The sequence below is a fragment of the Vibrio sp. 2130-1 genome, assembly GCF_033339515.1.
In genome coordinates this window covers 184671-210217 of the sequence record NZ_JAWOUT010000008.1, presented here as the reverse complement: position 1 = coordinate 210217, position 25547 = coordinate 184671, and the positions used below count along the sequence as shown (strand labels likewise).

At 45.3% G+C, this 25547-nt stretch carries 22 protein-coding genes; 8 read left to right on the top strand and 14 right to left on the bottom strand.

Translation table 11 applies throughout. The features are described 5' to 3' along the window. Positions 1–23: 23 nt before the first annotated feature. Positions 24–458, bottom strand: coding sequence for a thioredoxin TrxC (gene trxC / locus R7Q09_RS14445; protein ID WP_239945321.1), 435 nt, complete (start codon positions 456–458; stop codon positions 24–26). Between the two features lie 162 nt (positions 459–620). Here trxC and R7Q09_RS14440 point away from each other — a divergent pair, with 162 nt between their 5' ends. Next, a complete protein-coding gene (locus tag R7Q09_RS14440; RefSeq protein ID WP_005387993.1) occupies positions 621–1715 on the top strand; it encodes a ketoacyl-ACP synthase III in 1095 nt (364 codons plus the stop codon). 86 nt (positions 1716–1801) lie between these two features. On the opposite strand, the gene R7Q09_RS14435 is transcribed toward R7Q09_RS14440, so the two are convergent. From R7Q09_RS14435 to R7Q09_RS14390, 10 genes are all read right to left on the bottom strand, one after another. Beyond that, on the bottom strand, positions 1802–3127 hold the full coding sequence (locus R7Q09_RS14435) for a DUF1501 domain-containing protein (protein ID WP_053349916.1): 1326 nt from the start codon (positions 3125–3127) through the stop codon (positions 1802–1804). Positions 3128–3136: 9 nt separating this feature from the next. Further along, positions 3137–4705 carry a DUF1800 family protein gene (locus tag R7Q09_RS14430; RefSeq protein WP_239945319.1) on the bottom strand — a complete coding sequence of 523 codons (1569 nt, stop codon included), beginning with the start codon at positions 4703–4705 and terminating at the stop codon, positions 3137–3139. Between the two features lie 407 nt (positions 4706–5112). Beyond that, a complete protein-coding gene (locus tag R7Q09_RS14425; protein WP_054575430.1) occupies positions 5113–6375 on the bottom strand; it encodes a hydroxymethylglutaryl-CoA reductase in 1263 nt (420 codons plus the stop codon). 351 nt (positions 6376–6726) lie between these two features. After that, the gene (gene manA / locus R7Q09_RS14420) at positions 6727–7944 is read right to left on the bottom strand and encodes a mannose-6-phosphate isomerase, class I (RefSeq protein WP_213987613.1); all 1218 of its coding nucleotides are present in this window, start codon (positions 7942–7944) and stop codon (positions 6727–6729) included. A 124-nt stretch (positions 7945–8068) separates the two neighbouring features. Then, entirely contained in the window at positions 8069–9409 is a 1341-nt protein-coding gene (locus R7Q09_RS14415) for an MFS transporter (RefSeq protein ID WP_239945318.1), read from the bottom strand. A gap of 6 nt (positions 9410–9415) precedes the next feature. After that, on the bottom strand, positions 9416–10918 hold the full coding sequence (uhpB, locus tag R7Q09_RS14410; RefSeq protein ID WP_239945317.1) for a signal transduction histidine-protein kinase/phosphatase UhpB: 1503 nt from the start codon (positions 10916–10918) through the stop codon (positions 9416–9418). Further along, the gene (gene uhpA / locus R7Q09_RS14405; RefSeq protein ID WP_064369242.1) at positions 10918–11526 is read right to left on the bottom strand and encodes a transcriptional regulator UhpA; all 609 of its coding nucleotides are present in this window, start codon (positions 11524–11526) and stop codon (positions 10918–10920) included. The genes uhpB and uhpA overlap by 1 nt, the downstream gene beginning before the upstream one ends. A gap of 138 nt (positions 11527–11664) precedes the next feature. Next, entirely contained in the window at positions 11665–13059 is a 1395-nt protein-coding gene (uhpT, locus tag R7Q09_RS14400; RefSeq protein ID WP_021707729.1) for a hexose-6-phosphate:phosphate antiporter, read from the bottom strand. Between the two features lie 405 nt (positions 13060–13464). Further along, positions 13465–14295 carry a formate dehydrogenase accessory sulfurtransferase FdhD gene (gene fdhD / locus R7Q09_RS14395; RefSeq protein ID WP_005460891.1) on the bottom strand — a complete coding sequence of 277 codons (831 nt, stop codon included), beginning with the start codon at positions 14293–14295 and terminating at the stop codon, positions 13465–13467. 53 nt (positions 14296–14348) lie between these two features. Next, complete coding sequence (locus R7Q09_RS14390) at positions 14349–15233, bottom strand: LysR family transcriptional regulator (protein WP_005376096.1); 885 nt, start codon at positions 15231–15233, stop codon at positions 14349–14351. Between the two features lie 667 nt (positions 15234–15900). Here R7Q09_RS14390 and R7Q09_RS14385 point away from each other — a divergent pair. Both R7Q09_RS14385 and R7Q09_RS14380 read left to right on the top strand, forming a co-directional pair. Beyond that, the gene (locus tag R7Q09_RS14385) at positions 15901–18225 is read left to right on the top strand and encodes an FdhF/YdeP family oxidoreductase (RefSeq protein WP_239945315.1); all 2325 of its coding nucleotides are present in this window, start codon (positions 15901–15903) and stop codon (positions 18223–18225) included. A gap of 195 nt (positions 18226–18420) precedes the next feature. Then, positions 18421–18897: a DM13 domain-containing protein gene (locus R7Q09_RS14380; protein ID WP_005376099.1), complete on the top strand. Its 477-nt coding sequence runs from the start codon at positions 18421–18423 to the stop codon at positions 18895–18897. Between the two features lie 198 nt (positions 18898–19095). On the opposite strand, the gene R7Q09_RS14375 is transcribed toward R7Q09_RS14380, so the two are convergent. Then, positions 19096–19545, bottom strand: coding sequence for a YkgB family protein (locus tag R7Q09_RS14375; RefSeq protein WP_005376100.1), 450 nt, complete (start codon positions 19543–19545; stop codon positions 19096–19098). A 147-nt stretch (positions 19546–19692) separates the two neighbouring features. On the opposite strand from R7Q09_RS14375, the gene R7Q09_RS14370 reads away from it, so the two are divergent. Both R7Q09_RS14370 and R7Q09_RS14365 read left to right on the top strand, forming a co-directional pair. After that, a complete protein-coding gene (locus tag R7Q09_RS14370) occupies positions 19693–20493 on the top strand; it encodes a PhzF family phenazine biosynthesis protein (RefSeq protein ID WP_172563819.1) in 801 nt (266 codons plus the stop codon). Between the two features lie 136 nt (positions 20494–20629). Further along, positions 20630–21328 (top strand): aspartate/glutamate racemase family protein, encoded by a 699-nt coding sequence (locus R7Q09_RS14365; RefSeq protein WP_176311566.1) that lies wholly within the window; start codon positions 20630–20632, stop codon positions 21326–21328. A 67-nt stretch (positions 21329–21395) separates the two neighbouring features. Here R7Q09_RS14365 and R7Q09_RS14360 read toward each other — a convergent pair whose 3' ends face one another. Further along, positions 21396–23099 carry an FAD-dependent oxidoreductase gene (locus R7Q09_RS14360; RefSeq protein WP_137282615.1) on the bottom strand — a complete coding sequence of 568 codons (1704 nt, stop codon included), beginning with the start codon at positions 23097–23099 and terminating at the stop codon, positions 21396–21398. A gap of 151 nt (positions 23100–23250) precedes the next feature. Between R7Q09_RS14360 and R7Q09_RS14355 the strand changes: the two genes are divergently transcribed. Genes R7Q09_RS14355 through R7Q09_RS14345 form a run of 3 tightly spaced genes read left to right on the top strand, consistent with a single transcriptional unit; the run spans position 23251 to position 24415 of the window. Then, entirely contained in the window at positions 23251–23541 is a 291-nt protein-coding gene (locus R7Q09_RS14355) for an ArsR/SmtB family transcription factor (protein WP_005376206.1), read from the top strand. A gap of 5 nt (positions 23542–23546) precedes the next feature. Next, positions 23547–23960: a YeeE/YedE family protein gene (locus tag R7Q09_RS14350; RefSeq protein WP_372058356.1), complete on the top strand. Its 414-nt coding sequence runs from the start codon at positions 23547–23549 to the stop codon at positions 23958–23960. A gap of 14 nt (positions 23961–23974) precedes the next feature. Beyond that, positions 23975–24415 (top strand): YeeE/YedE family protein, encoded by a 441-nt coding sequence (locus R7Q09_RS14345; protein WP_239932700.1) that lies wholly within the window; start codon positions 23975–23977, stop codon positions 24413–24415. 36 nt (positions 24416–24451) lie between these two features. On the opposite strand, the gene R7Q09_RS14340 is transcribed toward R7Q09_RS14345, so the two are convergent. Beyond that, the gene (locus tag R7Q09_RS14340; protein ID WP_239932698.1) at positions 24452–25315 is read right to left on the bottom strand and encodes an endonuclease/exonuclease/phosphatase family protein; all 864 of its coding nucleotides are present in this window, start codon (positions 25313–25315) and stop codon (positions 24452–24454) included. Between the last annotated feature and the right edge of the window lie 232 nt (positions 25316–25547).

Here is a 25547-nt window from a genome sequence, read left to right as displayed (position 1 = left end):
ACAAACGAGGTTGGCGTGGAAGATTATTTAGTAAGTGCTTGATTTAACCATTGATCGAATTGAGTTTTAGGTAACGCACCATTGATCATATCAACGCGTTGACCATTTTTGAAAACCATAATGGTAGGAATGCTGCGAATACCAAATTGCGCCGCAAGTTGTTGTTGAGCTTCGGTATCAATCTTAACAAAACGAGCCGTTCCGGCTTGCTCATGAGCAACATCAGAGAAAACAGGAGCAAAACCAACGCACGGGTTGCACCATGGGGCCCAAAAATCTACTACAACAGGCATATCACTTTGTAATAGAGCAGAAAAGTTATCTTGTGTACCTTCGATAGGCGAGCCGTCTAAAAGTGCACTTTTACATTTACCGCAAGTTGCAGATTCGGCAACGCGCTCATTAGGGACACGATTTAGACCGCCGCACGAAGGGCAGCGAGTTTTAAACAATGACATGACTTCTTCCTTTATTACGTATTGATGAAAACATGACTTACCAGTCAGCCTCATTATTTGTATACTTATTTTTTAACCTGCCGAAATAACGCAGCGCAGGTTTATATTTGAGCCTAAGGTTCTAAGAAATTTTATTAAAATACAACAATAAATAGGTCTGCGATGACAAATTACTACGCTGAAATTACAGGTTGGGGGAAATGTGTTCCGCCAGCCGTGCTCTCTAACGATGATCTTAGCACTTTCCTCGATACTTCCGATGAGTGGATTCGTACCCGCACTGGTATCGAAAACCGCCGTATTAGTCATGTAAACACGTCAGACATGGCGACCGTTGCTGCTAAACATGCATTAGCTCGAGCAGGCGTCGATGCAACAGACGTGGATTTAATCATTGTGGCGACTTGTTCACCAGATTCATTGATTCCAAATATCGCGTCTAAGGTACAGCAGAACCTAGGTATTCGTGCAGCCGCTGCCTTTGACTTAAATGCCGCATGTACGGGATTTGTCTATGGCCTAGAAACGGGCACACGTTTGATTCAATCAGGTAACTATCGTAACGCGATCATTATTGGTGCGGAAAGATTGTCTTTCTACATCGATTGGGCAATGCGAGATACCGCTGTTCTATTTGGTGATGGTGCGGGCGCCGTTGTGTTATCAAGAACGGAAAAAGAAACGGGTTTACTACAGTCTCAAATCGGTTGTGACGCAAAAGGCCGCGATATTCTGTCCGTACCAAAGTTTGGTACTTGTATGGATCGCTTTGCGGAAGACAACGGTTACTGGGATTTCAACTTTGTAGGACAAGAAATTTTCAAACGTGCAGTAAAAGGCATGGGGCTAGCTGCGAAAACCGTACTGAAAGCATCACAGTTAACGACGGAACAAATCGATGTTGTGATTCCGCATCAAGCGAATATTCGTATTATTCAAACCTTGTGTGACCTGTCTGGAATTCCGCACGACAAAGCGTTTGTTAACATTCAAAACTATGGCAATACTTCAGCTGCGACGGTGCCAATTGCATTGTGTGAAGCGGTAGAGCAAGGTCGAGTTAACCCAGGTGATAATATGCTTCTTGCTGCGTTTGGTGCAGGTTTGACATGGGGTGCGGCAGTATTGAAATGGGGTGACCGTGTAACGCCAATTGGTGAAAGTGATGCGGTTCTGCCTGAATGTGAGCAATCCGCGCTAGAATTACTTGAGCGCGCAATTAAGCTGTGCAACGAACGCCGTCGAGACGAGGTGTAACGGACACTCTGCAAACATAAGATGAGTAAGGGAGCGCGAAGCTCCCTTATTTGATGATGCGTTCTACAGCTAACCTGTAAAATATCTTAAGCCATAAAACCCAGGTTTGAATGAGTAAAATTACGGATGTTCGGGAACACGTATTCCAGTGCAGCGTTATCACTCACGCCCATCCACTGTGCTAGTGTTGAACCAACTTGATCAGCGGCAATTTTGGGTATGAGTCGGCCTTGAGAGTAATCATCGTTTCCGCCCAGTATTAGTTCCGGCCATGTACCGATAGGTTGTTTCCCATTTACCGCGCCTCCAATTAATAGTTGATGGCCACCCCAGCCATGATCGGTACCATTTCCGTTGCTCATCATCCGTCGACCGAAGTCAGACATAGTGAAAGAGGTGACTTGCTTGTTTAGCCCTAACCGTTCGACCGCACGATACATTGCTAAAAGGTTTGTCGCGAGATCCTCAAGTAACACTGGATGACGTGCCAATTGCGAATCGTGCAGGTCATACCCAGAGTGTTTAACGAAAAAGACTTGTCGTTGCTGCTTCAGGACATCTTGGCTTGCTATCAATTTGTACACGGTTTGCATCTGCTTGCCGAGCGTCGATGACGTAAACAGCGGCTCGTCAGCAATGTGGTTGAGTTGCTCGCTCAGTACACTGCTCATTACCATCGACTCATCAACCATCAAATTAAAATGACCATTAAATGGATTGTCAGTTTGATGAGAGAGAAGGCGATCATAGATCCCCTTGTATAGAGGGTTATCAATCGCGGTAAGCTGAACTGCGCGATCTTTTTTCAGGACAGTTTGGCGGTGTTCCATTGCCCGTAACCAAAGCGAGTTGCCATGCACACTGTATAGCGGTGTTATTTCTGATTCAGAGTTTAATACATCCAACATTCTACCAGCCCAACCAAGATTTTTAGACTCGCTCATTCCACCAAGTAACCAAGCGTCTGTTTGAGAATTATGAGAAAACAGTTGCTCGGGAAGTGATGCTTCACCTTGCTCAATAGCTTGTTTGGTGACGGGATGGTTGAGAATGCCACTATTGAGCACGATGCTGGCATCGCCTTGTTCGAAAACGGAAGTTAACGCATTTAACTTTGGGTGTAAGCCGAGCTTCACTGGGTGATTTGAGCTATCGACAGCACTCAAATTGATAGGGAGTATGTCTTCTTTGGCGACAGAGAGTGGCCCTCTGACTTTGGAATATTGACGATAGTGCGCCTCCGATAATGGCAGTATGGTGTTGAATGCATCGTTTCCGCCTGCTAAATACACACATATTAATGCTCGAAAGTCATTGGATGGCGCTGCGAGAGAGTAACCTGGCAGACTAAGAGAGGCTAGTGCGCCCATCGATAGCGTGCTTTGTATAAAATGTCGTCGTGAAATATCCATAATTCACTCCTAATCCTGAATATAGAATTCGTCGCCAGAAATGGCGGTAAATATCACTAGAGCGAGTTTTGTTGTTGGCACATAGTCCCCACGATAATCATTCAGGGCGGTGAGCATGAGCTCTTTCAATTCAGCAGAAGCCGTTCCAGCAAAGAAACGCTCGTTAACCAATTCGACTAAGGCACGGTGATCGTCCAGAAGAAGATAAAACTCGTTAAGATCGAAGTGGTAGGAATCACCACCTCCTCTACGAGTGCTGGTTAACATATAGTTGACCAAATCGGTATAAACAGACCAATTGAGAAGTTCATACTCTGGAGAGTTAATACCAGACTCCGTAAACTCGTTAGACGGCTGATAGTCTGGAGAGTAAAAATTAAACACGGAAGGAGAACGAAGCGGCCCTTGATTAGCGATGTTCATCATCGTTGTTGCGTCTTCGTAACGTGATCCTTTAACCGTAAAACCTGATGCTCGATGAAAATTAGTCAGGACCAGTATCGGTTCTTTCACTTTTATAGGCGGGGTATCCGTCATCCCTAATGCTTCAGGGTCGAGCAATATGGCTCGAACAACGGCGGTTAGATCGCCTTTTTCTCCTTCCCCATTGTTGTTAAATATCGTAGCAACACGCGCGACGTACTCTGGGCTTGGATTTGAACTGACCAAACGTTGGATAAGTAACTTTGAAACAAATGGAGCAACATTTGGGTGAGACATCAACATATTAATCACTTTTGAAAGCTCTTCTTGTGCGGTTAGACCCGATGGGATCACGTTCCCTAGAAATCGCTTCTCGCCGGTGTCGTGTCTTTGACTGATAACTCGCATCGGTTTCACGAATGCGATGTCGGAATTTTTCCATCCAGTTAATGCTCGCGCGAGCTCTTGAATATCAGTTTGATTGTACGTGGGGATAGGTTTGCCTGTTGCGTGGTTTAGCTTTTTACTGCCATCTAAATTGAGTTCATACAAACCGATAGTGAATAACTGCATTAACTCTCGAGCAAAGTTCTCATCGGGAAGCGTTCCTGTCGCACTATTTTCTTTTTCACTACCGAGCATAGACAAATAGCTCCCCATGACTGGATGGATGGAAACGTCATACAACAGGTCTCGGTAGTTGCCAAACGCATGCTCAACCAACAGATCGTAGTAATTCACTAACCCTGTAGGTTTGCTGGAAAGAACGCCGCCATAACGAGAAACGACTACGATCTGACTCAATGCATAAGCCGTTCGCTGCCTAAGCTGATCTTCAGCAGTAACAACAATTTGATACCAAGCATTTTCTCGGTTTGACTGTAGGCCTTTAGAAAAAGGCGTTTGATAAAGTGGTTGATGGTAGGTTGCTGGCAGGTTGATTTGTTTCTGTATCCAATCTTCTAACCCGTTTTCCCTAACCTCATTAATTAACGCAGGTGTTGGTCCAAAAGAGGTTTGATAGAGAAAACGCGCAACGGTTTGATCGGATGGGGATTGCTGTATTTGTGCTGATACATTAGACACATGGCTCAGCAATAAGATAGCCAATCCTAGTACCCAAGCAGAGATTTTATTTAGCTTCTGACGTCTCATAGTTAACTCGCTTACCCGAAGTAACGATTTAAGTCCATTTAACGGGAGTTATTAAGCTCTTTTGAGCTGTTTAGTAAATTTATGAAAATCAAGCAGCTGCATAGGCGAGTATAGTAGCTATAAGTGGTGAACAAAAAACTCAAACGGTGAATTTGGTACTATAGTGCTAGAAGTTTTTGATGCTATTTTTTCTAAGATACTGATATTAAATATGGCCAGTGAAGAGTAATAAGCAGAGATATCGCAATGGATATAGAAGGGGGACAGCTAAAGTACTGGTAACAAGAGATTGGTATGTTTGTTAAGGCTTAAGTTAGTTTCAAGAAATTATTGAGCCAATAAATAAAGTCCATTGGTTTGCACAAGAGAAAACAACACGGATGTTCTCTTGTACAAAGCAACAAAGGTTATTTTCGGGCAAGCTTATGGTGAGCACGAGAAAAGTGATCGGCACAAAATGCGCCCACAATCGAGAGTTCGCCAGCCAGACAAAGCGAAGCTGCGACTTCGGCTAACGCTTTCGCATTGCCGTTGCCGTGCAAACCCAAAATATCCAAACATGCTTTTTGCGTTGGAAGGCCAGTACCACCGCCAACCGTTCCCACCATGATGTTTGGCAAGGTCACGCACGCGTACAAGTTGCCTTGAGCGTCCACATCCATACGAGTGATTCCAATGGCAGACTCTGCAACGCAAGCGGCATCTTGACCACAAGCAATGTAAAGCGCGGCAAGGGCATTTGCGTAATGCGCGTTGACGCCAATTGTCCCGCTGAGTAAACCACCCACCGTGGTCATTTTGCCAAATTGAACCATAGACTCCGGCGTCGTATGCAGATATTTTTCCACCAACTCAGCAGGAATGGTCACTTCGGCGGATACTTTCTTACCGCGTACCGAGCGCAGTGTGTGTGCGTTTGGTTTTTTGTCGCCTGATAAGTTGCCATCCAAGAATGCTTGAGTTGGTTTGATTGGGCTGGTCGCCAAAATATGATGGAACACTTCGTTTGTTGCGATGGTCACCATGTTTTGTCCGGAAGCGTCACCAGTCACGTATTCAAAGACCAAATAAACATGGTTTCCTTCGATATTTACATTGATGTCTTTGAGTTTGCCATGTGAGGTGGTGGATTCCGCAATTTGACGAAATACGTCAAACTGGGTCACAACCCAACTGACGAACTGGCCGGCGTCAGCAAGGTGATTAAAGGCGAATACTGGTGTTCGGCTCACCCCTTCACTTAGTAACAATGCGCTCGCGCCACCAGCGGCGGTGATAAGATTTGCGCCACGGTTGTAGGAAGCGACTAACGCGGCTTCTGTCGTTGCGAGCGGAACCAAAAAGTCATCGTTCGCATACAAGCCGTTGATGCGCAAAGGGCCTGCAATGCCGACCGGCACATTAACAGTACCAATGAAGTGCTCGATGTTGTTGGAGTAAGCATCGCAATGTGACTGCGTGAAAGGATCAAGGAGATGATCTTTATTGGTCACGTGTTCCAATACTTGCCAACGGCGCGCCAAATGCTTATCCGACAGGCCAGGGCTTAAGCAGAGACGTTTCTCTGGCTTGTGAAACTTCGGTTCTAATGCCGATTGAATCTTACTGCTGGTTTCGATATCGGAAAGGGCGGAGCTTTGAACAGGGTTATCTTGGTTTAACTTCGGCATACAAACGTTAACTGAAAAATCGAACCAGAGATTGTAGTGATTGAGGCTTTGATTACAACGTTGATTATACGTTTTGCAACAAATACCACTGTGCAAGCGCCTTTATTATCCAAGTGATTTGATATTGGAGCGACGAATTTATCGGACATAAATGGGTTTTGACAATGAATGTTGAGTAAATGGTAGATCCGGGAGGTTATGGCTTTTAGAGAAACTGGCCTGTAGGTGTTTGGATTCGACAAGGTGTAAGCATGAGTGCCTTAAGAGCGGAATGGTTCAATCTATGAAAGGAATAAATTGTCTAACCCAGTCCCTTGGGTCAGACGTTAGTTTGAATCGGTTGTTCAAAAACTAGTTGAAGGCGCGAGCCACACGTCCCGCACTTTGAATACGGTAATGGCCAACGTAAGCAGGAACAAATACAGATTGTCCCTTCGCGGCGGTTAACGTCTCACCGTTATCACTGATGAGTGTCAGGTCGGCATCAATCGCTATCAAAATCTCTGCGCTGTTTGCCTCAACCACGTCGTGATTCGGTTGGTTAAGAATGCTGAAACTAAAGTCTTCCACTGGAACGGGGTAAAGGCTTTGGCAACCATTGGCATTGGGTTCTAGAACAAGGCTGTCAAAAGGCTTAGGCACAAAATCTGTGCATTTAACCAGTTCTTCAACATCCATATGTTTCGGCGTGAGTCCTGCACGTAAAACGTTATCTGAGTTCGCCATGATCTCTAATCCCGTACCTTTAATGTAAGCGTGTGGCGTTCTTGCGCTCAGGAACATCGCTTCGCCAGGTTGCAGCGTGATGACATTCAACAGTAATGGCGCAAACAAGCCGACATCGCCGGGGTATTGAGTGGATAGATCCAAGATGAGCTGGAAAACGTCGCTGCCAGTGCCTTGCTCCGATTGACGTGAAGCGTGGGCAAGAAGCTGTTTCAGTGCTCGCTCTTTTGTTTCTCCTTCCATGGTCAGAATGTGCACAAAGAAATCGCGTAAACCTTGTGAGTTGATTTCGCGTTTGAATGCATCTAGCGGTGTGCGTAGCTCATCGATATCGCAAAGGCCAAATGCCTCAATAATCTCGTCATACGAACGAAAACCGTTCATGGCTTGGTAACTTGTCAGCGCGTACACTAACTCAGGTTTATGGTTTGGATCCTTGTAGTTACGATGGCTTGCGTTTAGTGGGATCCCGGCACTTTGTTCTTTTTCGAAGCCTATTTTGGCATCTTGTTTGCTTGGGTGAACTTGAATCGACAGTGCATGTTCGGCCGCTAAGATCTTAAACAGAAAGGGCAGGTCGCCAAATTTCGCTGCGGTTTCTGCTGATAAGTAAGCGGGTTGGTTTTGTTTGATCAGTTCAGACAAAGGCAGCGTGTTTTGCTCAACCTGAACTTCAGAGCAGCCGTTTGGGTGAGTACCCATCCATACTTCTGCTTGAGGCTCATTCGTTTCGTTAGAAAAGCCAAACAAATCGTGAATAGAAGAGGTGCTTCCCCAAGCGTAGTTTTGGATTTTGTTGTTCATTTGAAAGAAGCTATGCGATGAAATAGTGTTCAAATTCATGAATTTTTCCCATAGTTAACCCTCCGAACTGAATCGGAAGAAAAATTGAGCAGAGATACGTTAAATAAGGAGGGCGAGCGCGGTTAGGTCACTCGCCAATTTGCCCGAAGGGCGATAAGTCGATTTACAACCGAGGCTTTGGTTCGAGTGGTTTTCGTGATGGCTGCGCTTGCAAAAATGGCAGCAACAAAAGGCCAATGACGGCTGCACAAACTGAAATGGTGATGAAGAAACCCGTCCAATGATATTCTTCAAGAATTAACGCCAGTGGATAACCTGACAATGCTGCGCCCATGTAGGCGAACAAGCCCACGAATCCTGTTGCCGCGCCGGCAGAATCTTTGTGAGAGCACTCCGCCGCCGCCATACCGATCAGCATTTGTGGTCCAAAGACAAAGAAGCCGATGGAGAACAATCCCGCTGCTTGGAATGCAAAGTTGGTCAGAGGCATTAGCCAAAGCGCAGAGACAGATAAGAAAATCCCAATCGCGAACAGCAAGTTCATTGGTCCACGGTTACCGCCAAAGAGTTTGTCTGAGCCCCAGCCCGCAACCAATGAACCAACAAAACCGCCGATTTCAAACATAGACAGAGCAGCGTTGGCATTAATCAGGCTATAGTGATGCTGCTCGGTCAAGTACAGGTTTCCCCAGTCATTGATTGCGGTTCGGACGATGTAAACCAACACATAACTGAACGCGAGCAGCCAGATGTATTTGTTGTTAAATACGTACGATTTCAGAATTTCTCGGTAGGTGAGGCCACGTCCGTAATTTTCCTGCGCAAGTTCTAGTGCGTCGTTGCGCCATTGGCCGACACTTGGTAAACCCATTGTTGTGGGTTTGTCGCGCAATCGCCAACAAACGAATAGACCGAGTAATACGCCGATGATGCCGGGTAGAATAAAGCCTTCACGCCAGCTGTAGTGCAACGTTAAATAGCCCACCAAAATAGGGATCAGCGCGCCACCAACGTTGTGTGCGGTGTTCCAAATGGCCCATAAGAAGCCACGCTCGGAACGTGAATACCAAGTCGTTAACAGCTTGGAGCATGAAGGCCAGCCCCAGCCTTGGAACCACGCGTTTAAGATCCACAGAGTAATGAAAGCCGCGAGTGAGCTAGAAAAGCCGAACGCGATATTGACCAGACCTGTCGCAATCAATCCTAATCCCATGAAATAACGAGGGTTAGAGCGGTCCGAAATCGTGCCAGAAATAAACTTCGAGCAGCCGTAGGTGATGTAGAAAAGTGTACCGATAAGACCTAAATCGCCTTTATCTAAGCCAAGGTCGGTGATCATCGCTGGTGCTGCGTAGTTAAAGGTCTTACGGGTAAAGTAGAAACCTGCGTAGCCGATGTACATCCCCAACATAATGTGCAAACGCCAATAGCGGTAACGCTGGTCGATTTGCTCGTTGCTCAGGCTCGGTTGAGTAAATTTAGGTGAACGTAAAAATCCAAACATCTTGAGTTACACCTTAGGTAAAGTAATGCTGATTTGTGTGCCGATCACTTGATCGCTGGTGGAGTAGATAACCATTTTTCCACCTAACGCGTGCACACGCTCTTGCATGCCGCGAACGCCCATGCCTTTCATGCTGTCCTGAACTTTGAAACCGACACCATCATCGTGAATCATTAGTGACACCGCCGCTTCTCCGATCGTCAGTTCAATAGTGATCAACTGCGCTTCTGCATATTTGGCGGCGTTATTCAATGACTCTTGGCATAAACGGAATAGGGTGACTTTGAGCGTGTCACTCAAGTTGGTGTAATCGCCTTGCCAGTTCAGTTGAACAGTCGTTCCGTGATTGGCAAATTCCATCTCTCGCGTCAGTTGCTCGACGGATTCTTTCAAGTCCAAATCATCCAGCATTTTTGGTCTTAGCTTGCTTAACAGTCGCTTAGTGGTGTCGTACACGTTGAGGGAAAGCCCTTCGATCATGTCCGCGCAACCAACGCTTGTTTCTGTGTTATTTACCCGCTTAATGATGTTGGCTTGTGTGCGGATCGCCGTGATGTTCTGTCCAATTTCGTCATGTAGCTCGCGCGCAATATCGCGTCTTACCGATTCTTCCGCTTTGATAAGCTGGCGAGACAAATTCTGATTGCGTGCAAGTTCGCCGCGCAGTTTGTGATTGAGGTCTTTTTGTTTCTGAACCCCTAAGCCGAGCATAATGCCGGTGATGGTTTGCGCCGAGAGAGATAATAACAAATCGGTGATTTCTAGATTTGATACGCCGCTGCGAGCCGCAATCAGCGCAATGCTGTTGAGCATGGTGGCGAGCAGAGCTCCTTGCCAGCCGTAACGAAGTGCCAACACGATAATTGGGATAGCCATACAAAATGGCGCAAATCGTTTTAGCTCTTCAGGTAAACTGGTTTGCACCAAAATACTGCCGATCAAAAGCAGCGCATAAAGCACGATATGACGCACCTGAAATACAACGGCATTACTAAGTAGGAGAGAGCTAAGCGGAGACCAACGACTTTGGAACAAGTAACTCCATAACAAGTAGCACATAGGCACCACGAGCAAGCCTCCAGAAATGCTAGCCAGCCATACCATGTAAACCGAAGGAACGTGAAAACCAACGGCCATCACATTAATAAACGCGCTAATGATAATGACTGCGCTCATCACGGCTAAATGGCGGTTTTGGTCTCCGTAGTAGTATTTTTTCGCAATCAGAGTGACCGGGATACTGGCAATGCTCGCAATCAGCACGGTAAGCCACTGCGGTTGACCCAGTAAGATCGCAAGTGCGATGGAAAGTCCCCACTCCGAAAGGTAAATCGTCGGCCAATAAGCGGTGCGAGTGTGAAGGGCGACACCTAATCGTAAAGCGAAAGGAAACAATAAGATCGCCAGCTCGGGATCATTGACAAAGTAATAGGCAATCACCCATAAGCAGAACCAGGCGCAAGCCATAACAAAAAGTCCGCAAATGGTGGTAACAGCATAAGCTCGCATTAAAAGGACTCTTGAGAAAATAGTTTGGCGAGCTCAACGTTGTTTTTCACGCCGAGTTTGTCGATGGCATTCGCACGATGAACATGCACAGTCTTGTGGCTCAAGCCAAGCTCTGCCGCGACAGACTTTACATCCAACCCAGTGGCAAGTAGCTGACATACCTCGTTTTCACGTTTTGTCAGTTGGCATAGAGAGGTGGTGTTGTCGCTAGGCGTTGCAAGTTTAAGTGCAATATCTGATGTGAGGTAACAGCCGCCAGAAGCACTGGTTCTCACGGCTTGAATAAGTTCGTCTGGGCTACAGCGTTTACTAAGATAGCCTTTTGCACCTAACTTTAGTGATTTTTCCACCATCGCAGGGGAGTCATGCACGCTAAGCATCACGCAGGCAATGCCAGTTGGTATTTCGCTGAGAAAGTTTAAGCCGCTTTCATCTGGCATGGAAATATCTAGGATGACGACGTGTGGGTGTACCACAGGCAACCCTTTTCGCGCTTCGGCGACAGAGCCGAACTCACCAACAACGGTAACATCACTTTCTAAATTTAATAATTGTGCGAAACCTGAACGCACGATGACGTGATCATCAACTAGAGCAACATGAATCATTATTACAACCAAATAGAGCAGACGACTAACAACAATAAGCTCCAACAGGAGCCAATAGAAAAACCTTTAATGATACTGAATTGAGCCATGCTTTTTAATGATCTTGCGCGCTTTACCGAAGTAAAGCGCGCAGAGAAGTTAGGCTTGGTTTTGTGCAAGTTGAAGCTTCTTCGCGTGTCGAATCTTCTTCTCTTCCGCGATAGCGACGAAAGCAAGCAAAACAATACAAATCATGGCGGAGGTATCTAGGGCTGCGAAGGTACCTTTCCAACCTGTTAAGCCGAAGATAGGTGTACCGTCTGCAATCATACCGAGACCAAGTTTCGCGAAGCTGTCACCGATTAGGTAAGCGAATGTACCTTTTACGCCGTCAGCCACACTGATTGCTTTTTTAGGGACAAAACCAACCGCGGCAACACCGATAAGAAGTTGCGGACCAAACACCAAGAAGCCCAATACAAATAGTGAGGCCAAGTACATGAACTCGCTAGTGGCGTGTTGGTAGAACTCAAGCGATACGATGATCAAACCAAGAGACACACAAGCAACCAATGCGCGGCGACCGTTTGCTAAGTCAGATAAGTAACCCCACATCAAAGTACCCACAAGCGCACCGACTTCGAACAGAGTAAAGCCAGAGATTGCCGTTTCTTTTGACAGACCAAGCTCTTGGTACGCGTATACCGTTGACCATTGGTCGATACCAATACGCACGATGTAAAGGAAGATGTTGGCAAAGCAAAGTAGCCAGATAACTTTGTTTTTAAGAACGTATTCAACAAATATTTCTTTTTTGGTCATCTGGTTTTCTTCAGCGGCGGTGTCTTCTTCACTCACTGCTTCATCGAAAAGTTCTTCTACTTTACCTAGACCGTAAGCTTCTGGAGAGTCGCTACCAAAGCGCATACCGATAAAACCAACGATGATCGCGATGATAGAAGGGAACACGAACATGCCGATTACGTGGCCGTCGAATAGGTAGTTGGCACCGAAAAGAGCAACACCCGCTGCGCCCGCACCACCAACGTTGTGTGACATGTTCCACAAGCCTAGGTAAGAGCCGCGTTTGTTACGAGGTGTCCATTTTGTAATGGTTGAGTAACTAGAAGGGCCACCAGTACTTTGGAAGAAACCACTCAGAGCGTAGAAAGCCACCATCAAGAACAGGCTTGCACTACCGCCGCCCATGCTGAAGCTGAAACCAAGCATTGCAAGACCAGAAAGGATCAGCATAAAAGGGAGGAATTGCTTGGTGTTCTTACCGTCAGCGTAGTAAGAGACAACGGTTTTACCGATGCCGTATGTGATGGAGAAGCCAAGGCCAATAAGACCTAGGTCTGTCATGCTCAAACCGTAAGTTGAGATCATGTCGTTTTGCGCGACATTGAAGTTCTTACGAATCAAGTACATGGTTAGGTAGCCGATAAATACGACCAAGTAAGATTGGATGAACGGTTTAAACCACATCTTTCTTCTAACTTCGACAGGAAGATCGAGGGTCGGCTTCCGCACCTGTTCGAGGAATTTTAACATGATGAACTCTCTTGTAATTGTTTTAGAAACACAACGGAGGCCGTTATGCGCTCTTGTTACCTTTGACTGAGCGGAATTCTAGAGAGTGGTTTTGTGAGGCACATGAGATGGTTGCCTAGATCGGCTAGGAAAAATTCCTAGAAATGCCTAGGAAGGAGGAAAAGCGTGAAAAGAGTCACACAAAATCCTTACTAATTTATGGGTTTTTGACTGGTTTCTTATCGGATTGGAAAGCGTTCAAATGCAAGCAGGTTAATATACGCAAGCTTAGTGCTGACAAGGGGTGAGTACGTTTGGTTGGAAGAATAGTGTCTCGTTGCTAGCTATCAATCGCGAATGAGAAACAAACAACAGAGACCCAGAGGTCTCCGTTAGAAATATTAGGAATTCGGCTAGGTTGACGTGTTAAGGCGCAGGGCTGTATAGACGCGGCGAGCCGTGTTTTGGTAAGTGAATTAGGTTCAAATGGTTTCTTCTTGCCCATTCGACGGTTAACGCTGTAGGTGCAGATAAGCAAACCAGAGTGGGGATACGCGCGCGAACGGCTTTGTGGATCAACTCCAAGCTGCAACGGCTTGTCATGATAGCGAAGCCACTTTGAGGCTCGATGTGATTGTTGGCCAATGCGCCAATCAACTTATCTAGCGCGTTGTGGCGGCCGATGTCCTCTCGGCACAACTTGATGTTGCCTTGTAAATCTGAAAATAAAGCGGCGTGTAGCGCGCCAGATTCACGTGCGGCTTCTTGATGCAGTGCGACTTTGTCTCGCAGCCCTTCGAATACATCGGAGCGCGGAGGAAGAGACGGTGTCAGCGGCGCCAAATCAGGCAAAGCTTGTTCCAGAGCCTCGACGCCACAAATGCCGCATCCGGTTGTGCCTGCAAGATTCCGACGTTGTGTTTTTAGCGCCCAGAAAGCGCGGTTGCTGATTTCCACTTCCGCATAGTGAGATTCGTGATCGCCACCAATTTCAATGTCTTTGATCTCTTTGAAGTCGTGGACGATGCCTGTGCTTAGGCTAAATCCTTTCACGAAGTCTTCCAGATGGCCTGGCGTCACCATCATGACCGCTTGGCTAATGCCGTTGTAGCTGATAGCTAAGGCGGATTCACTCGCCAGCGACATTTGTTGCACTGGGCGGCCATCAATCAATTCTCGGTAATTGAACGCACTTGGTTGAGGTGGTGCTTGATTGAAATCGGACAGTTCAAAATAAGATTGAGTAGTACATCTCATGAAATCACCTCATAAGCCGTTATGTATGCCAAACATTGACGTGTGGGTTGTTGTTATCGATTGAATATGTTTTTTGCTTCTGCGAAGCACTGATCGGTTAGCGCGGAGAAGGGTTCTTGTTTTCGCTTTAACAAACCTAGTGGGGCGTGAACGGCGGCTTCTTCGATAGGGATAATGCGAAGCGTATCGTTCAACTCTTCCAATCCACAATTCAGCGGCATAATGGCGCAACAAAGGCCACTGGTTACTGCTTGGATCAAGTGAAAGGTGGAGTTACTTTCAATGACGGTTTGCGGAACCAGCCCTTTACTCACAAAGCTAAGATCAATGGAGTGGCGATAGTGCATGCCCTTCGAAAGCAGCCCTAGCGGAATGTTATTGAGTGACTCCCATAACACTTCAGATTCGGCAAAATCAAAATGACGCTCATCGAATAAAACGCCAAGTTTGGTTGAATCTAGCTCGATAACATCGAAGTAAGCGGTGTTAACTTGATCGACATAACACATCCCCAAATCAAGTTGATTGCGATTGAGTTGGTCTATGATCTGTTCGGTCGTCATGGAGAGTATTTGAAAGCGTAACTCAGGGAACTGGTGAGCTAATGGTTTGAGCAATTGCATCGGGTTTTGGCTGGCGAGTGGCACCATTCCAAGCCGAAGAGAGCCGACCAACTGACCACGGCAGTTGGCGGCTTCAGCTTGCAATCCATCATGAGCTGCTAAGACGGTTTTTGCCCAAGCTAAAATGCGTTCTCCTGCTTCAGTAAACCCTTCAAATCGTTGACTTCTTTGGATTAATTCGAGATCGAGTTCTTCCTCTAAGCTTCGGATTCTCATGGACAAGGTAGGCTGCGTAATGTGGCACAATGCGGCGGCTTGACCAAAGTGTTTGGTCTGTTCAAGTGCGATGAGATATTTAAGTTGTTTGATATCCATAATGGCTTGTTAACCTTGCGTTGTGAGTCACATGTACGGGGGAACTCCCTAAAAAGGGCACAGCACTACCGTACTTTTTAAGCGCTGGAGCGTTTTAACTGGGGAATGGAAAACCAAAACCAAGTCAAGAATAAAACCACACTCAAAATTGATCTGAATCAAGGCTATTCCTGATATTAATTAGGGTCAAATTTAAAGTATCTATAGTGTGATAGATATTATCTATTATCAAGAGTGCCGATTTTATTGAGTTCGTTAAGCGAACTAGGTGGAATCGGATGGGAAAACGATTAACCTCATAAATTGTATTGATTAAAAATGTGATGACCGTCAGTGGAAAAATTCGTCATAGATTTTGTTTATCACTCGGTCAGGATTATCAATTGGACGCATATTGAATAACGACTTAATCTTTGATTTAGATCAAGACGCAACAATGCACATTGAATCTAACAGTCTTAGAAACAGTAGGCGGGTATCCGATATCAAGAATCTAGATAAGTAAACGCTCGGACAGGCGAGAGCATGTTGAGTGGTTACTTATTTGGATTAAAAAATACATGGATTAGAAACCTAAGCCCTTCAATACTTCCGCATTATCTCAATAAATAACGCGCTTGTTTTCACGGGCACCCTGCTTGCTGATATATCTGCGAGGAGTAAAGTCGTGAGCCAAAAAGAACAAATAAAAACATACAAAGGTCCAGCTGGTGGTTGGGGTGCACTGAAAGCCGTAACCAGAAGTTGGTGGGGCAGTGAAAATGCAGTTAAAAACATTCGCACTATGCTCAAAACCAACCAAAATGGCGGTTTCGACTGCCCGGGATGTGCATGGGGTGAGTCGCCGGATAGTGGTAAAGTCAATTTCTGTGAGAATGGCGCGAAAGCGGTAAACTGGGAGGCGACCAATCGTCTGGTTGATCCTGAGTTTTTTGCCAATCACAGCGTTTCTTCTCTCTCAACGCAAACCGATTACTGGTTGGAATACCAAGGCCGTATCACGCACCCAATGCGATACGATGCCGAGTCCGACCACTATGTGCCAGTCTCTTGGGATGAGGCTTTTTCTCTTGTGGCTAAACATCTCAACCAATTGGATTCACCACACCAAGCGGAGTTTTATACCTCTGGCCGTGCAAGCAACGAAGCGGCGTTTTTGTATCAGCTATTTGTGCGCGCATTCGGTACCAACAACTTCCCAGATTGTTCCAACATGTGTCACGAAGCCAGTGCAATCGGGATGAAAGACACCATTGGCGTTGGTAAAGGCACAGTGATCTTTGATGATTTTGAAGAAGCCGACGCGATTTTTGTGATTGGTCAAAACCCGGGCACGAACCACCCACGAATGCTTGAACCTCTGCGCGAAGCGGTAAAACGTGGTGCGCAGGTTATCTGTCTAAACCCGCTGAAAGAGCGCGGATTAGAGCGTTTCCAAAACCCACAAATGCCGATTGAGATGTTGAGTAACGGCTCAGAGCCTACCAACACGGCGTACCTGCGTCCTGCTTTGGGCGGAGACATGGCAGTGTTTCGTGGCATCGCGAAATTCTTGTTGCAATGGGAACACGAGGCATTGCAAAACGGTGGCAAAGCGGTATTTGACCGTGAATTCATCAAGCAACACACGATAGGTATTGATGAGTATTTGGCTGAAGTGGACGCAACCTCTTGGGAACACATCGCGGAACAATCGGGTCTTGATTTAAGTGAAATCGAGATGGTGGCGAGCATGTATCGACGTGCAGAACGTGTGATCATGTGTTGGGCGATGGGGTTGACTCAGCATCGTCACTCTGTGCCAACCATTAAAGAAGTCGCAAACGTGCAAATGTTACGAGGTAACGTTGGTAAGCCGGGCGCGGGTCTTTCACCAGTGCGTGGTCACAGTAACGTTCAGGGCGACCGTACGATGGGCATTGATGAAAAACCTTCAGAGCTGTTGTTGGATCGCATTGAAAGTCGATTTAACTTTGCCGTCCCGCGCGGTGAAGGCCACAACACTGTGCAAGCCATTAAAGCGATGGAAGAAGGGCAAGCGAAAGTATTTATCGGTTTGGGCGGTAACTTTGCACAAGCAACGCCAGACACAGAACGTACGCACAACGCGATGCGAAACTGTAATTTAACCGTACACATTTCGACGAAGTTAAATCGTTCTCACCTTGTCACAGGTAAAGATGCGCTTATTCTTCCATGCTTAGGCCGTACTGAGATTGATCAGCAAGCGACTGGCCCACAAGGCGTGACGGTTGAAGATACCTTCAGCATGGTACATATCTCATTTGGTCAGCTAAAACCGCGTTCGGAGCATTTGCGTTCAGAACCAGCGATTATTGCCGGTATTGCCAATGCGACACTCGGGGCAAAACCAATTGATTGGTTGTGGGCGATTGAAGATTACGACCGTATTCGCGATTTGATTGCCGACACGATTCCGGGCTTTACCGACTTTAACCATAAGCTTAAACACCCGGGTGGATTCCACTTGGTAAACCCAGCTGCCGAGCGTCGATGGAATACACCAAGCGGCAAAGCACAGTTCAGCTCTAGCGAGTTGCCGAAACAGTTGATCAGCGAAGCGATACTCGAAAAAGGCCAAAAGCCAGATTTGATCTTGCAAACCATGCGCTCACACGACCAATACAATACGACACTTTACGGCTTGAATGACCGTTATCGTGGAGTATTTGGTATGCGCGAAGTGCTGTTTATCAATGAAGCGGATATTCGTAAACTCGGTTTTGAACCGGGCGACAAAGTGGACATGGTGTCACTGTGGGAAGATGGCGTTGAGCGCCGTGTGAGCGGATTTACGCTTGTTGCCTATGATGTACCAGCAGGTCAGGCGGCGGCTTACTATCCAGAAACAAACCCATTAGTTCCTTTGGAAAGTTATGGGGATAGAACGTTTACGCCAACCTCTAAGTTTATTGCGATAAAATTGGAAAAATCGACATCCGATAAGATCGCTTTGGTGGAAGCGGAATAGTGAGCAAACCGGCACAACGACATTTCCGATAAGCAAACGGCTGATATTAATTATCAGCCGTTTTTAATTGTGCTCAGTCTGCATTTAGTGCGCATAGCTTGTGTATAATGTTAATGACATTATGCTGCTCGATAATAGACAGATAAGGCCGATTTGAATCTAATTTCAAGTAGTAAAACTAATAAGAAGATGCTTATGACCTTGAAAAATATAATTAAATTAACAATCAGTCACTTAGTGGCAGTTTCTATTGGCATTGCGATAGGTATCTATACTTTACCTATCCTTATTGCACCACCTGCGCCGACCGATGAACAAGTTGCTAAGAGCAAGCAAGGTGCAGAATACAGCGCAGTGTTTAAGAGGGAACTCAAAGGTAGCGATGCTTTTCATTGGGGAGAGGGAGAAATTCATTTGAGTTCTGAAGTCATTACGTTGGTAGGAAAACTCGCTCCCGGACCAGACTATAAACTCTATCTATCTCCTAAGTTTGTCGAAACGGAACAAGAGTTTAATGACCTTAAATCTGAGATGAGCTTAATTGGTGATGTCAAAACGTTCGATAACTTCGTTGTTGAGGTTCCTCAAAGCACTTCAATTTCTGAATACAATACGGTTGTTGTATGGTGCGAGACATTCGGTGAGTTCATTACTTCGGCAAAGTATCAATAAACCTTAGCAGTAGAGTGAAAGGCTTTTCTTTTCACTTTACGCTAGGATGTTGTTTCGCATAATTAAGAGGCAAAGACTCTTAAACACTCTAAATTTAAGAGCCTTTGTTTAGAGTTATTGACAGAACCATTCGACTTGTAAGTCGTTTGCACCTTTCAGGCTACGTTCTGGAAAAACAAGATTTCGAACTATTTAGAGTTATTCTCTGTTTGGCTTGTTTCGTTCGATGACGCTAATCGCAATAGCTAAAAATAGAATATCTTTTACTAAAAAGAAGTTTGTCACCAAAACCCCATCAGACACTTTCCATGTATTCGGTGTCGTAATTAGAAAGCTGAGTGTCGCAAGAAAAATAATTGCGGCGGCTATGCCAGAAAAATAAGCGACTCGTGTGTTTTTAAGGCCAACGATTAATCCAATAGCGACAATGATTTCTGTTGCGCCAATGATGTTTGATACGGCTTGAACTGACATCACATCATACAACCAACTCATCAGAAAATGATTTTCAACGAGCGGTTGTATAAGCTTGGCCTCTGTAGGTGTGAATTTATAAATACCAATCCATATTAGAACTAAAGAAACGCCGAAAACTCCGATAAGATATCCAATTGAGTCACATTGATGATGGCTTTTTACGTTTTGCATAATTAACTACATTCTCCTGTTTGTTAGCGCTTCCAACAAGACCTATAAGGTTGGTAGAAAATTTCATAGGTTTTTTTCGCTCAAACAACAGATATTAAAAATCACGTGATACAGAATTACGTGTTTGATAGAACTTAAGGATATTTCGTGGAAGTTAAAATTTTTCAGGTTGACTCGTTTACATCAGAGGTTTTCAAAGGTAATCCCGCGGGTGTTTGTATCACAGAGTCAAGCCTTGATGAGGAAACGATGTTGGCCATCGCGGCCGAGATGTCGTTATCTGAAACGGCATTTCTGTCACTCAGTACAATGCAACTTCGTTGGTTTACACCGAGGACGGAAGTTGCTTTGTGTGGACACGGCACACTTGCAACGGCGCACGTTCTGAAAGAGCAGGGGTTATATAATACTGGAGATACGATTGAGTTCGTTACGCTATCTGGGGTTTTAACTGCACAACTCGATCATGAAGAAATTCATTTGGTGTTTCCTGCTCCAACTTTAGATATGCGAGCTAGTATTAACAAAGACTTACTTCATGGTTTGGGGCTAGATGCCGCCAATGTAGTCGCCTACGGTCAGTTTGATAATAAGCAGTTGGTCGTCATTAATGATGAATTTGTGCTTGAACAACTCGACCCTGATTTTGGTGCGCTGCTTAAACAAAAAGGCCGTGGCGTCGTCATCACTGCTCAATCAAGCACTGACGCCGATTTTGTCTCTCGATACTTCGCGCCTTGGGTGGGTGTTAACGAGGACCCAGTTACAGGCTCTGCACATTGTGCTTTATGTGTTTACTGGGCTAAAAAGCTCAACAAAAAGCAACTGAAAGGCTTCCAAGCCTCTAAGAGAAGTGGGGTCGTTCATACAGAGTTGTTAAGCACTGAGCACGTTAAACTTTCTGGAAGTGCGGTAACGATATTGCGAGGATATATGAGAATCGCGTAGCGGTCCCTGTGGGAATGATTTTATTTTCGTGTTACCCAATGCTCAATAGTGAATACGCTTGAATGCTTCTTATTTAAGTGGTTAATTTTGTTTGTAACCCCCCTGACACGGTGGTGTATAACGATTGGAGAGTTATATGAAAACTATCGGCCTTCTAGGTGGTATGAGCTGGGAGTCGACGCTTAGCTATTACAAATTGATCAACGAAGGAGTAAAAGAGGCGTTAGGCGGCCTAAATTCTGCAAAAATTTGTATGTATAGCGTGAATTTTTCAGAGATAGAGAAGCTTCAACATCAAGGTAAATGGGAAGAAACGGCAAGCATTCTATCTGATGCTGCATCTTCAATAGAAAAAGGGGGCGCTGACTTCATTCTTATTTGTACTAACACAATGCACAAAGTTGCGCCTCAAATTGAAGCCAGTATTAATATCCCCATACTACATATCGCAGACGCGACTGCTGAGTTACTTCGTGAGAAAGGGGTTCAAAAGGTCGGACTCCTTGGTACTCAATTCACAATGGAGCAAGACTTTTATAAAGGAAGGCTTTCAGACCTCTATGGGCTTGATGTCATCATTCCCGATCAAGACGACCGCTCTAAAGTACATAACATTATTTATAAAGAGTTATGCCAAGGTGAAATCAAAGAGGAGTCAAGGACGATATACTTGCAAATTATTGAAAAACTAAAAGAGCAGGGAGCTGAAGCTGTGATTCTCGGGTGTACTGAAATTGCCTTACTTGTAAACCAAAGTCACACCGATGTTACACTACTCGATACCACTTCTATCCATGCTCAAGCAGCAGTCCGTTTGGCAATTGAAGGTGAATGATCTACGCTTTCTTTCCTGCAAAAAAAGAGAAAACCAAGCACGTGGTTTTCTCTTTTTTATTATCAAGTTATAAGCGAGCAAATTTGAGAGTTCTGTATCCACCAATCAAGTTGCGGGCTTTGTAACCATTGTTGACCAGCTGACGGTATGCTACGTTACCGCGTAACCCAACTTGACAGTAAATCACGATCTCTTTGTCTTTAGGAAGTTCGTGCATGCGACGACGTAGTTGATCGACAGGAATATTAATTGCACCTTCAAGATAACCAACGGACTCCAATTCACCAGGATTACGAACATCAAGTAACAGTTGGTCTTCTGTCAGTGAATCCATTTCATCATAATGAATTGCGGTCGCATCGCCTTTGATGATGTTATTTGCCACAAACGCCGCTTGGTTAATTACATCTTTAGCAGAGCCATAAGGTGGCGCGTAAGTTAGCTCGAGGTGTTGCAGTTGCTCTACCGTCATACCAGCACGCTGAGCAACTGCCATTACGTCGATACGTTTATCAACACCGTCTTTACCTACTGCTTGCGCACCTAATATTTTACCTGTTACTGGATCAAACAGCATTTTGAATGACACGGTTTCTGCACCTGGGTAGTAACTCGCGTGACTTGCTGTATGCACATACACTTTTTCATAAGCGATGTTTTCACGTTTCAGCTGTTTCTCGTTTTTACCAGTAGAAGCGACGGCTAAATCAAAAATCTTACAGATCGCCGTGCCTTGCGTACCTTGGTAAGTTTCTTGGCGGCCAAGCATGTTGTCTGCTGCCATTCGGCCTTGACGGTTTGCCGGGCCCGCAAGTGGCACTAGAGTTTGCTCGCCAGTCACAAAGTCTTTCTCTTCTACCGCGTCGCCGACAGCGTAGATCGAAGGATCGCTGGTTTGCATGTATTCATTGATATAAATACCACCAAGAGCGCCGATTTCTAAGCCAGCTTCTTTTGCTAATTTGGTCTCGGGGCGAACACCAATTGCCATAATCAAAATATCGGTGGTGAGTCTTTCACCGTTGTTTAGTGTTAATTCCAATTCACCTTCTAGATGTTGGTGTTTTTCGCTCTCACCAGAGTCGAAACTTGCCACGTGCTCGTTAGGTACGAATTTCACCGACTCAAGTGCGACGCCAAGTTTAAGGTCGATGCCTTTCTCACGAATTTCAGCATGTGCGAAGCCAGCCATTTCACGGTCAACGGGTGTCATCACTTGATCCGCCATTTCAACTAATGTGGTTTTTATGCCTAGCTGGTGGAAGGCTTCCATCATTTCCAAACCGATAAAACCACCACCAACGACCGTAGCGTGTTCAACTTTGTTGGTTTCGATCGTTTTAATGATGCGATCCATATCTGGAATATTGCGCAGCGAGTGTGTTAACGGGTTATCAATACCCGGAATAGGCGGCACAACTGGACCTGCGCCAGGGCTAAGTAGAAGAAAGTCGTAGCTCTCTTGGTATTCCGAGCCATCAAGCAAATTGTTAACCGTAACCGTTTTGTCTTGACGGTTAATAGAAACCACTTCGTTCATCACACGGACATCAACATTGAAACGCGCTAGAAAGCTCTCAGGCGTTTGAAGAAGCAGTTTGCTGCGCTCTTGGATATCGCCACCAATGTGATAGGGTAAGCCACAGTTTGCAAATGACACAAATGGACCGCGTTCAAACATAATGATTTCTGCGTCTTCACTAAGACGACGAGCGCGAGCTGCTGCAGATGCACCGCCAGCAACCCCACCAATAATCACGATTTTGCTCATGGATTTCTCCTGCTGAATGATCGAAAACGCCTACACCTTACTTAAATAAATTAGCTAAGTCTAATGTTATTTAATCTACATTAGCATTGACTTAATAATATTAATTAGTAATATCTAATAAAATGTAATGTAGTAATGAAGAGGCATAAGAATGGGCGACAGTATGCTACAAAGTGCGACCGAAGCGAGTGAGCTGCTTAAAATTATGGCTCATCCAGAGCGCCTAATCGTGATGTGTAAGCTGATTGAAGGCGAGAAAGGGGTCGGTGAACTGTTTGAAGGTTCATCATTAAGCCAATCTGCTTTTTCACAACATCTCACCGTATTGAGAAAGCACGACATTATTAAAGCTAGAAAAGTTTCTCAGCAGGTATTTTATTCAATTTCTGATGAAAGAGTTGGTCCGCTGGTTGAGGCCTTTAAGCAAGTTTTCTGTAAGTAATTAGTTTGGCGGTTGCTATGTTTGAAGTTCCTTGGATGTCGCTGTTGGGCGGCATAATAGTTGGCGTATCAGCGATAACACTGATGCTATTTACTGGCAAGACTGCTGGGATCAGTGGGATCTTAAACGGTGCCGTTGAGAACGCAGATCGCGTTTGGCGCATTGTTTTTTTAATTGCGATGGTATTAGGTGGCGTGTTTGCTGTTTATGTTCTTGGCGGGCATGTACCAGAACAGTACAGCGGCTCTGTTGTTTTAGTTATCGTTGCTGGCTTGTTAGTCGGTGTCGGTACGCGTATCGGCAATGGTTGTACTAGTGGTCATGGCATTTGTGGGATAGGGCGTTTCTCAATCCGTTCTGTGGTCGCGACGTGTACTTTTATGGCCACAGCCATGTTAACCGTCTTGCTAGTATCGTGAGGAATAGTGCCGTTATGAAAACTCATGTAATGAAAAGTATTAAGCAAATGTCCGTTGTTGCATTTTCTGGTGTGCTCTTTGGTATTGGTATGGTGGTCTCTGGTATGGCTGAACCGGCAAAAGTGATTGGCTTTCTCGATATTACTGGAGCATGGGATCCAAGCTTAGCCTTTGTAATGGGCGGAGCACTTGCGGTGTTCGTTCCAGCTTATCTTTTATTAATAAAGCCAAGAAGCGAATCTGTGTTTGGTGATGAGATTGTACGCCCAACTTCTAAAGCGATAGACAAAAAGTTAGTCGGTGGTGCTGTACTGTTTGGTATTGGTTGGGGGTTACTGGGTGTGTGTCCTGGTCCTGCGGTTGCCAGCCTTTTCACTGGCAACACACAAGTTCTGCTCTTTATAGTGGCAATGTTGGCTGGGTCATTCACCGCTAAAAGAGTGGTTCGTCAATAAAGAAAGTACTTCAACGTTAAAAATAGTACTTAAACGCTAAAAAGTGAGTGTCGTAGAAACCGGGCAATGGTCACTCAGTTTGTAGTCGAGCACATCTTGTGTTTTGAAAACGGTTTGAACACCAGACGACGCTTTTAAATCACCACTCACAATAATGTGGTCTATCACCGAGCGGAATTGGTGGGTTTTATTCGGATTACGATTAGAACGCACTTTACATTCCGCTTTAGTGTCTTTAGTCACTAGCTTTGCACTAGTATTGTCCGATATCACGTCCCATAACCAATCTCCTTGATAACCCAAGTTGTGGTTAAAGTCGCCAAGCACGACATAATGCTGTTTGTTGTCCTCGCGCGCCTTTATCCACTTAGCTAGTGCCTGTCCTTGTTGTTTCACTATCTTACAATCGCGGTTATTACGATACGCGCCACTGCAACCCGCTTTCAGATGTACAGAGAGTAGGTGAGTCTCGTTTTCTTGGTTTGGATTTAAAACAAGGTAGCTCGCGAAGCGCAGCTTGCTGTTGCCTCGTGTGATAGAGAAGTCTGGCTTGTCTAATACGCTTACGCCATTGCGCACGGCAAAGCCTGTGTATTGGTTGGTGTCGTTAAACTGAAGGTGTCGGTTGGAGGGGTTTGAACGATCGGAAAGATAAATAGTGAAGTCATTGCCAACAGCTTTTTGGATGGCAGCAGCACTTTCGACTTCTTGAAAAGCAAGAATGTCGGCTTGTGTTTTATCCACATAGTGGGTCAGCTTTTCAAAATCTTGTGGTGTTCTCGACACTTTTCCACCATCTATAGATAACCATTCTATGTTCCAACTGGTTAGATTGATGGAGTTTTGAGCAAATGAAAGAGAACTAAAAAGTAATATTAACGTAACAAAAAGTGATCGCATTTTGGCCTGTTGCACTCCTATCTTTTAGCGTATTCCTTTCCATCCTTTATCCTACAAGACCTCCAAAAATAGCAAGTAGATTTAGTACCAATTTTGCAATTTTCATGGTTTTCTTCGCAACTGAGATCAACGCCAATAAGATCGATTTCTTCTTGTTCGCTAGCCAATCTTTATTGATCAAAATCAATGTTTTCGAGTGGTGCTTCTCGTTAAATACGCCACAATATATTGT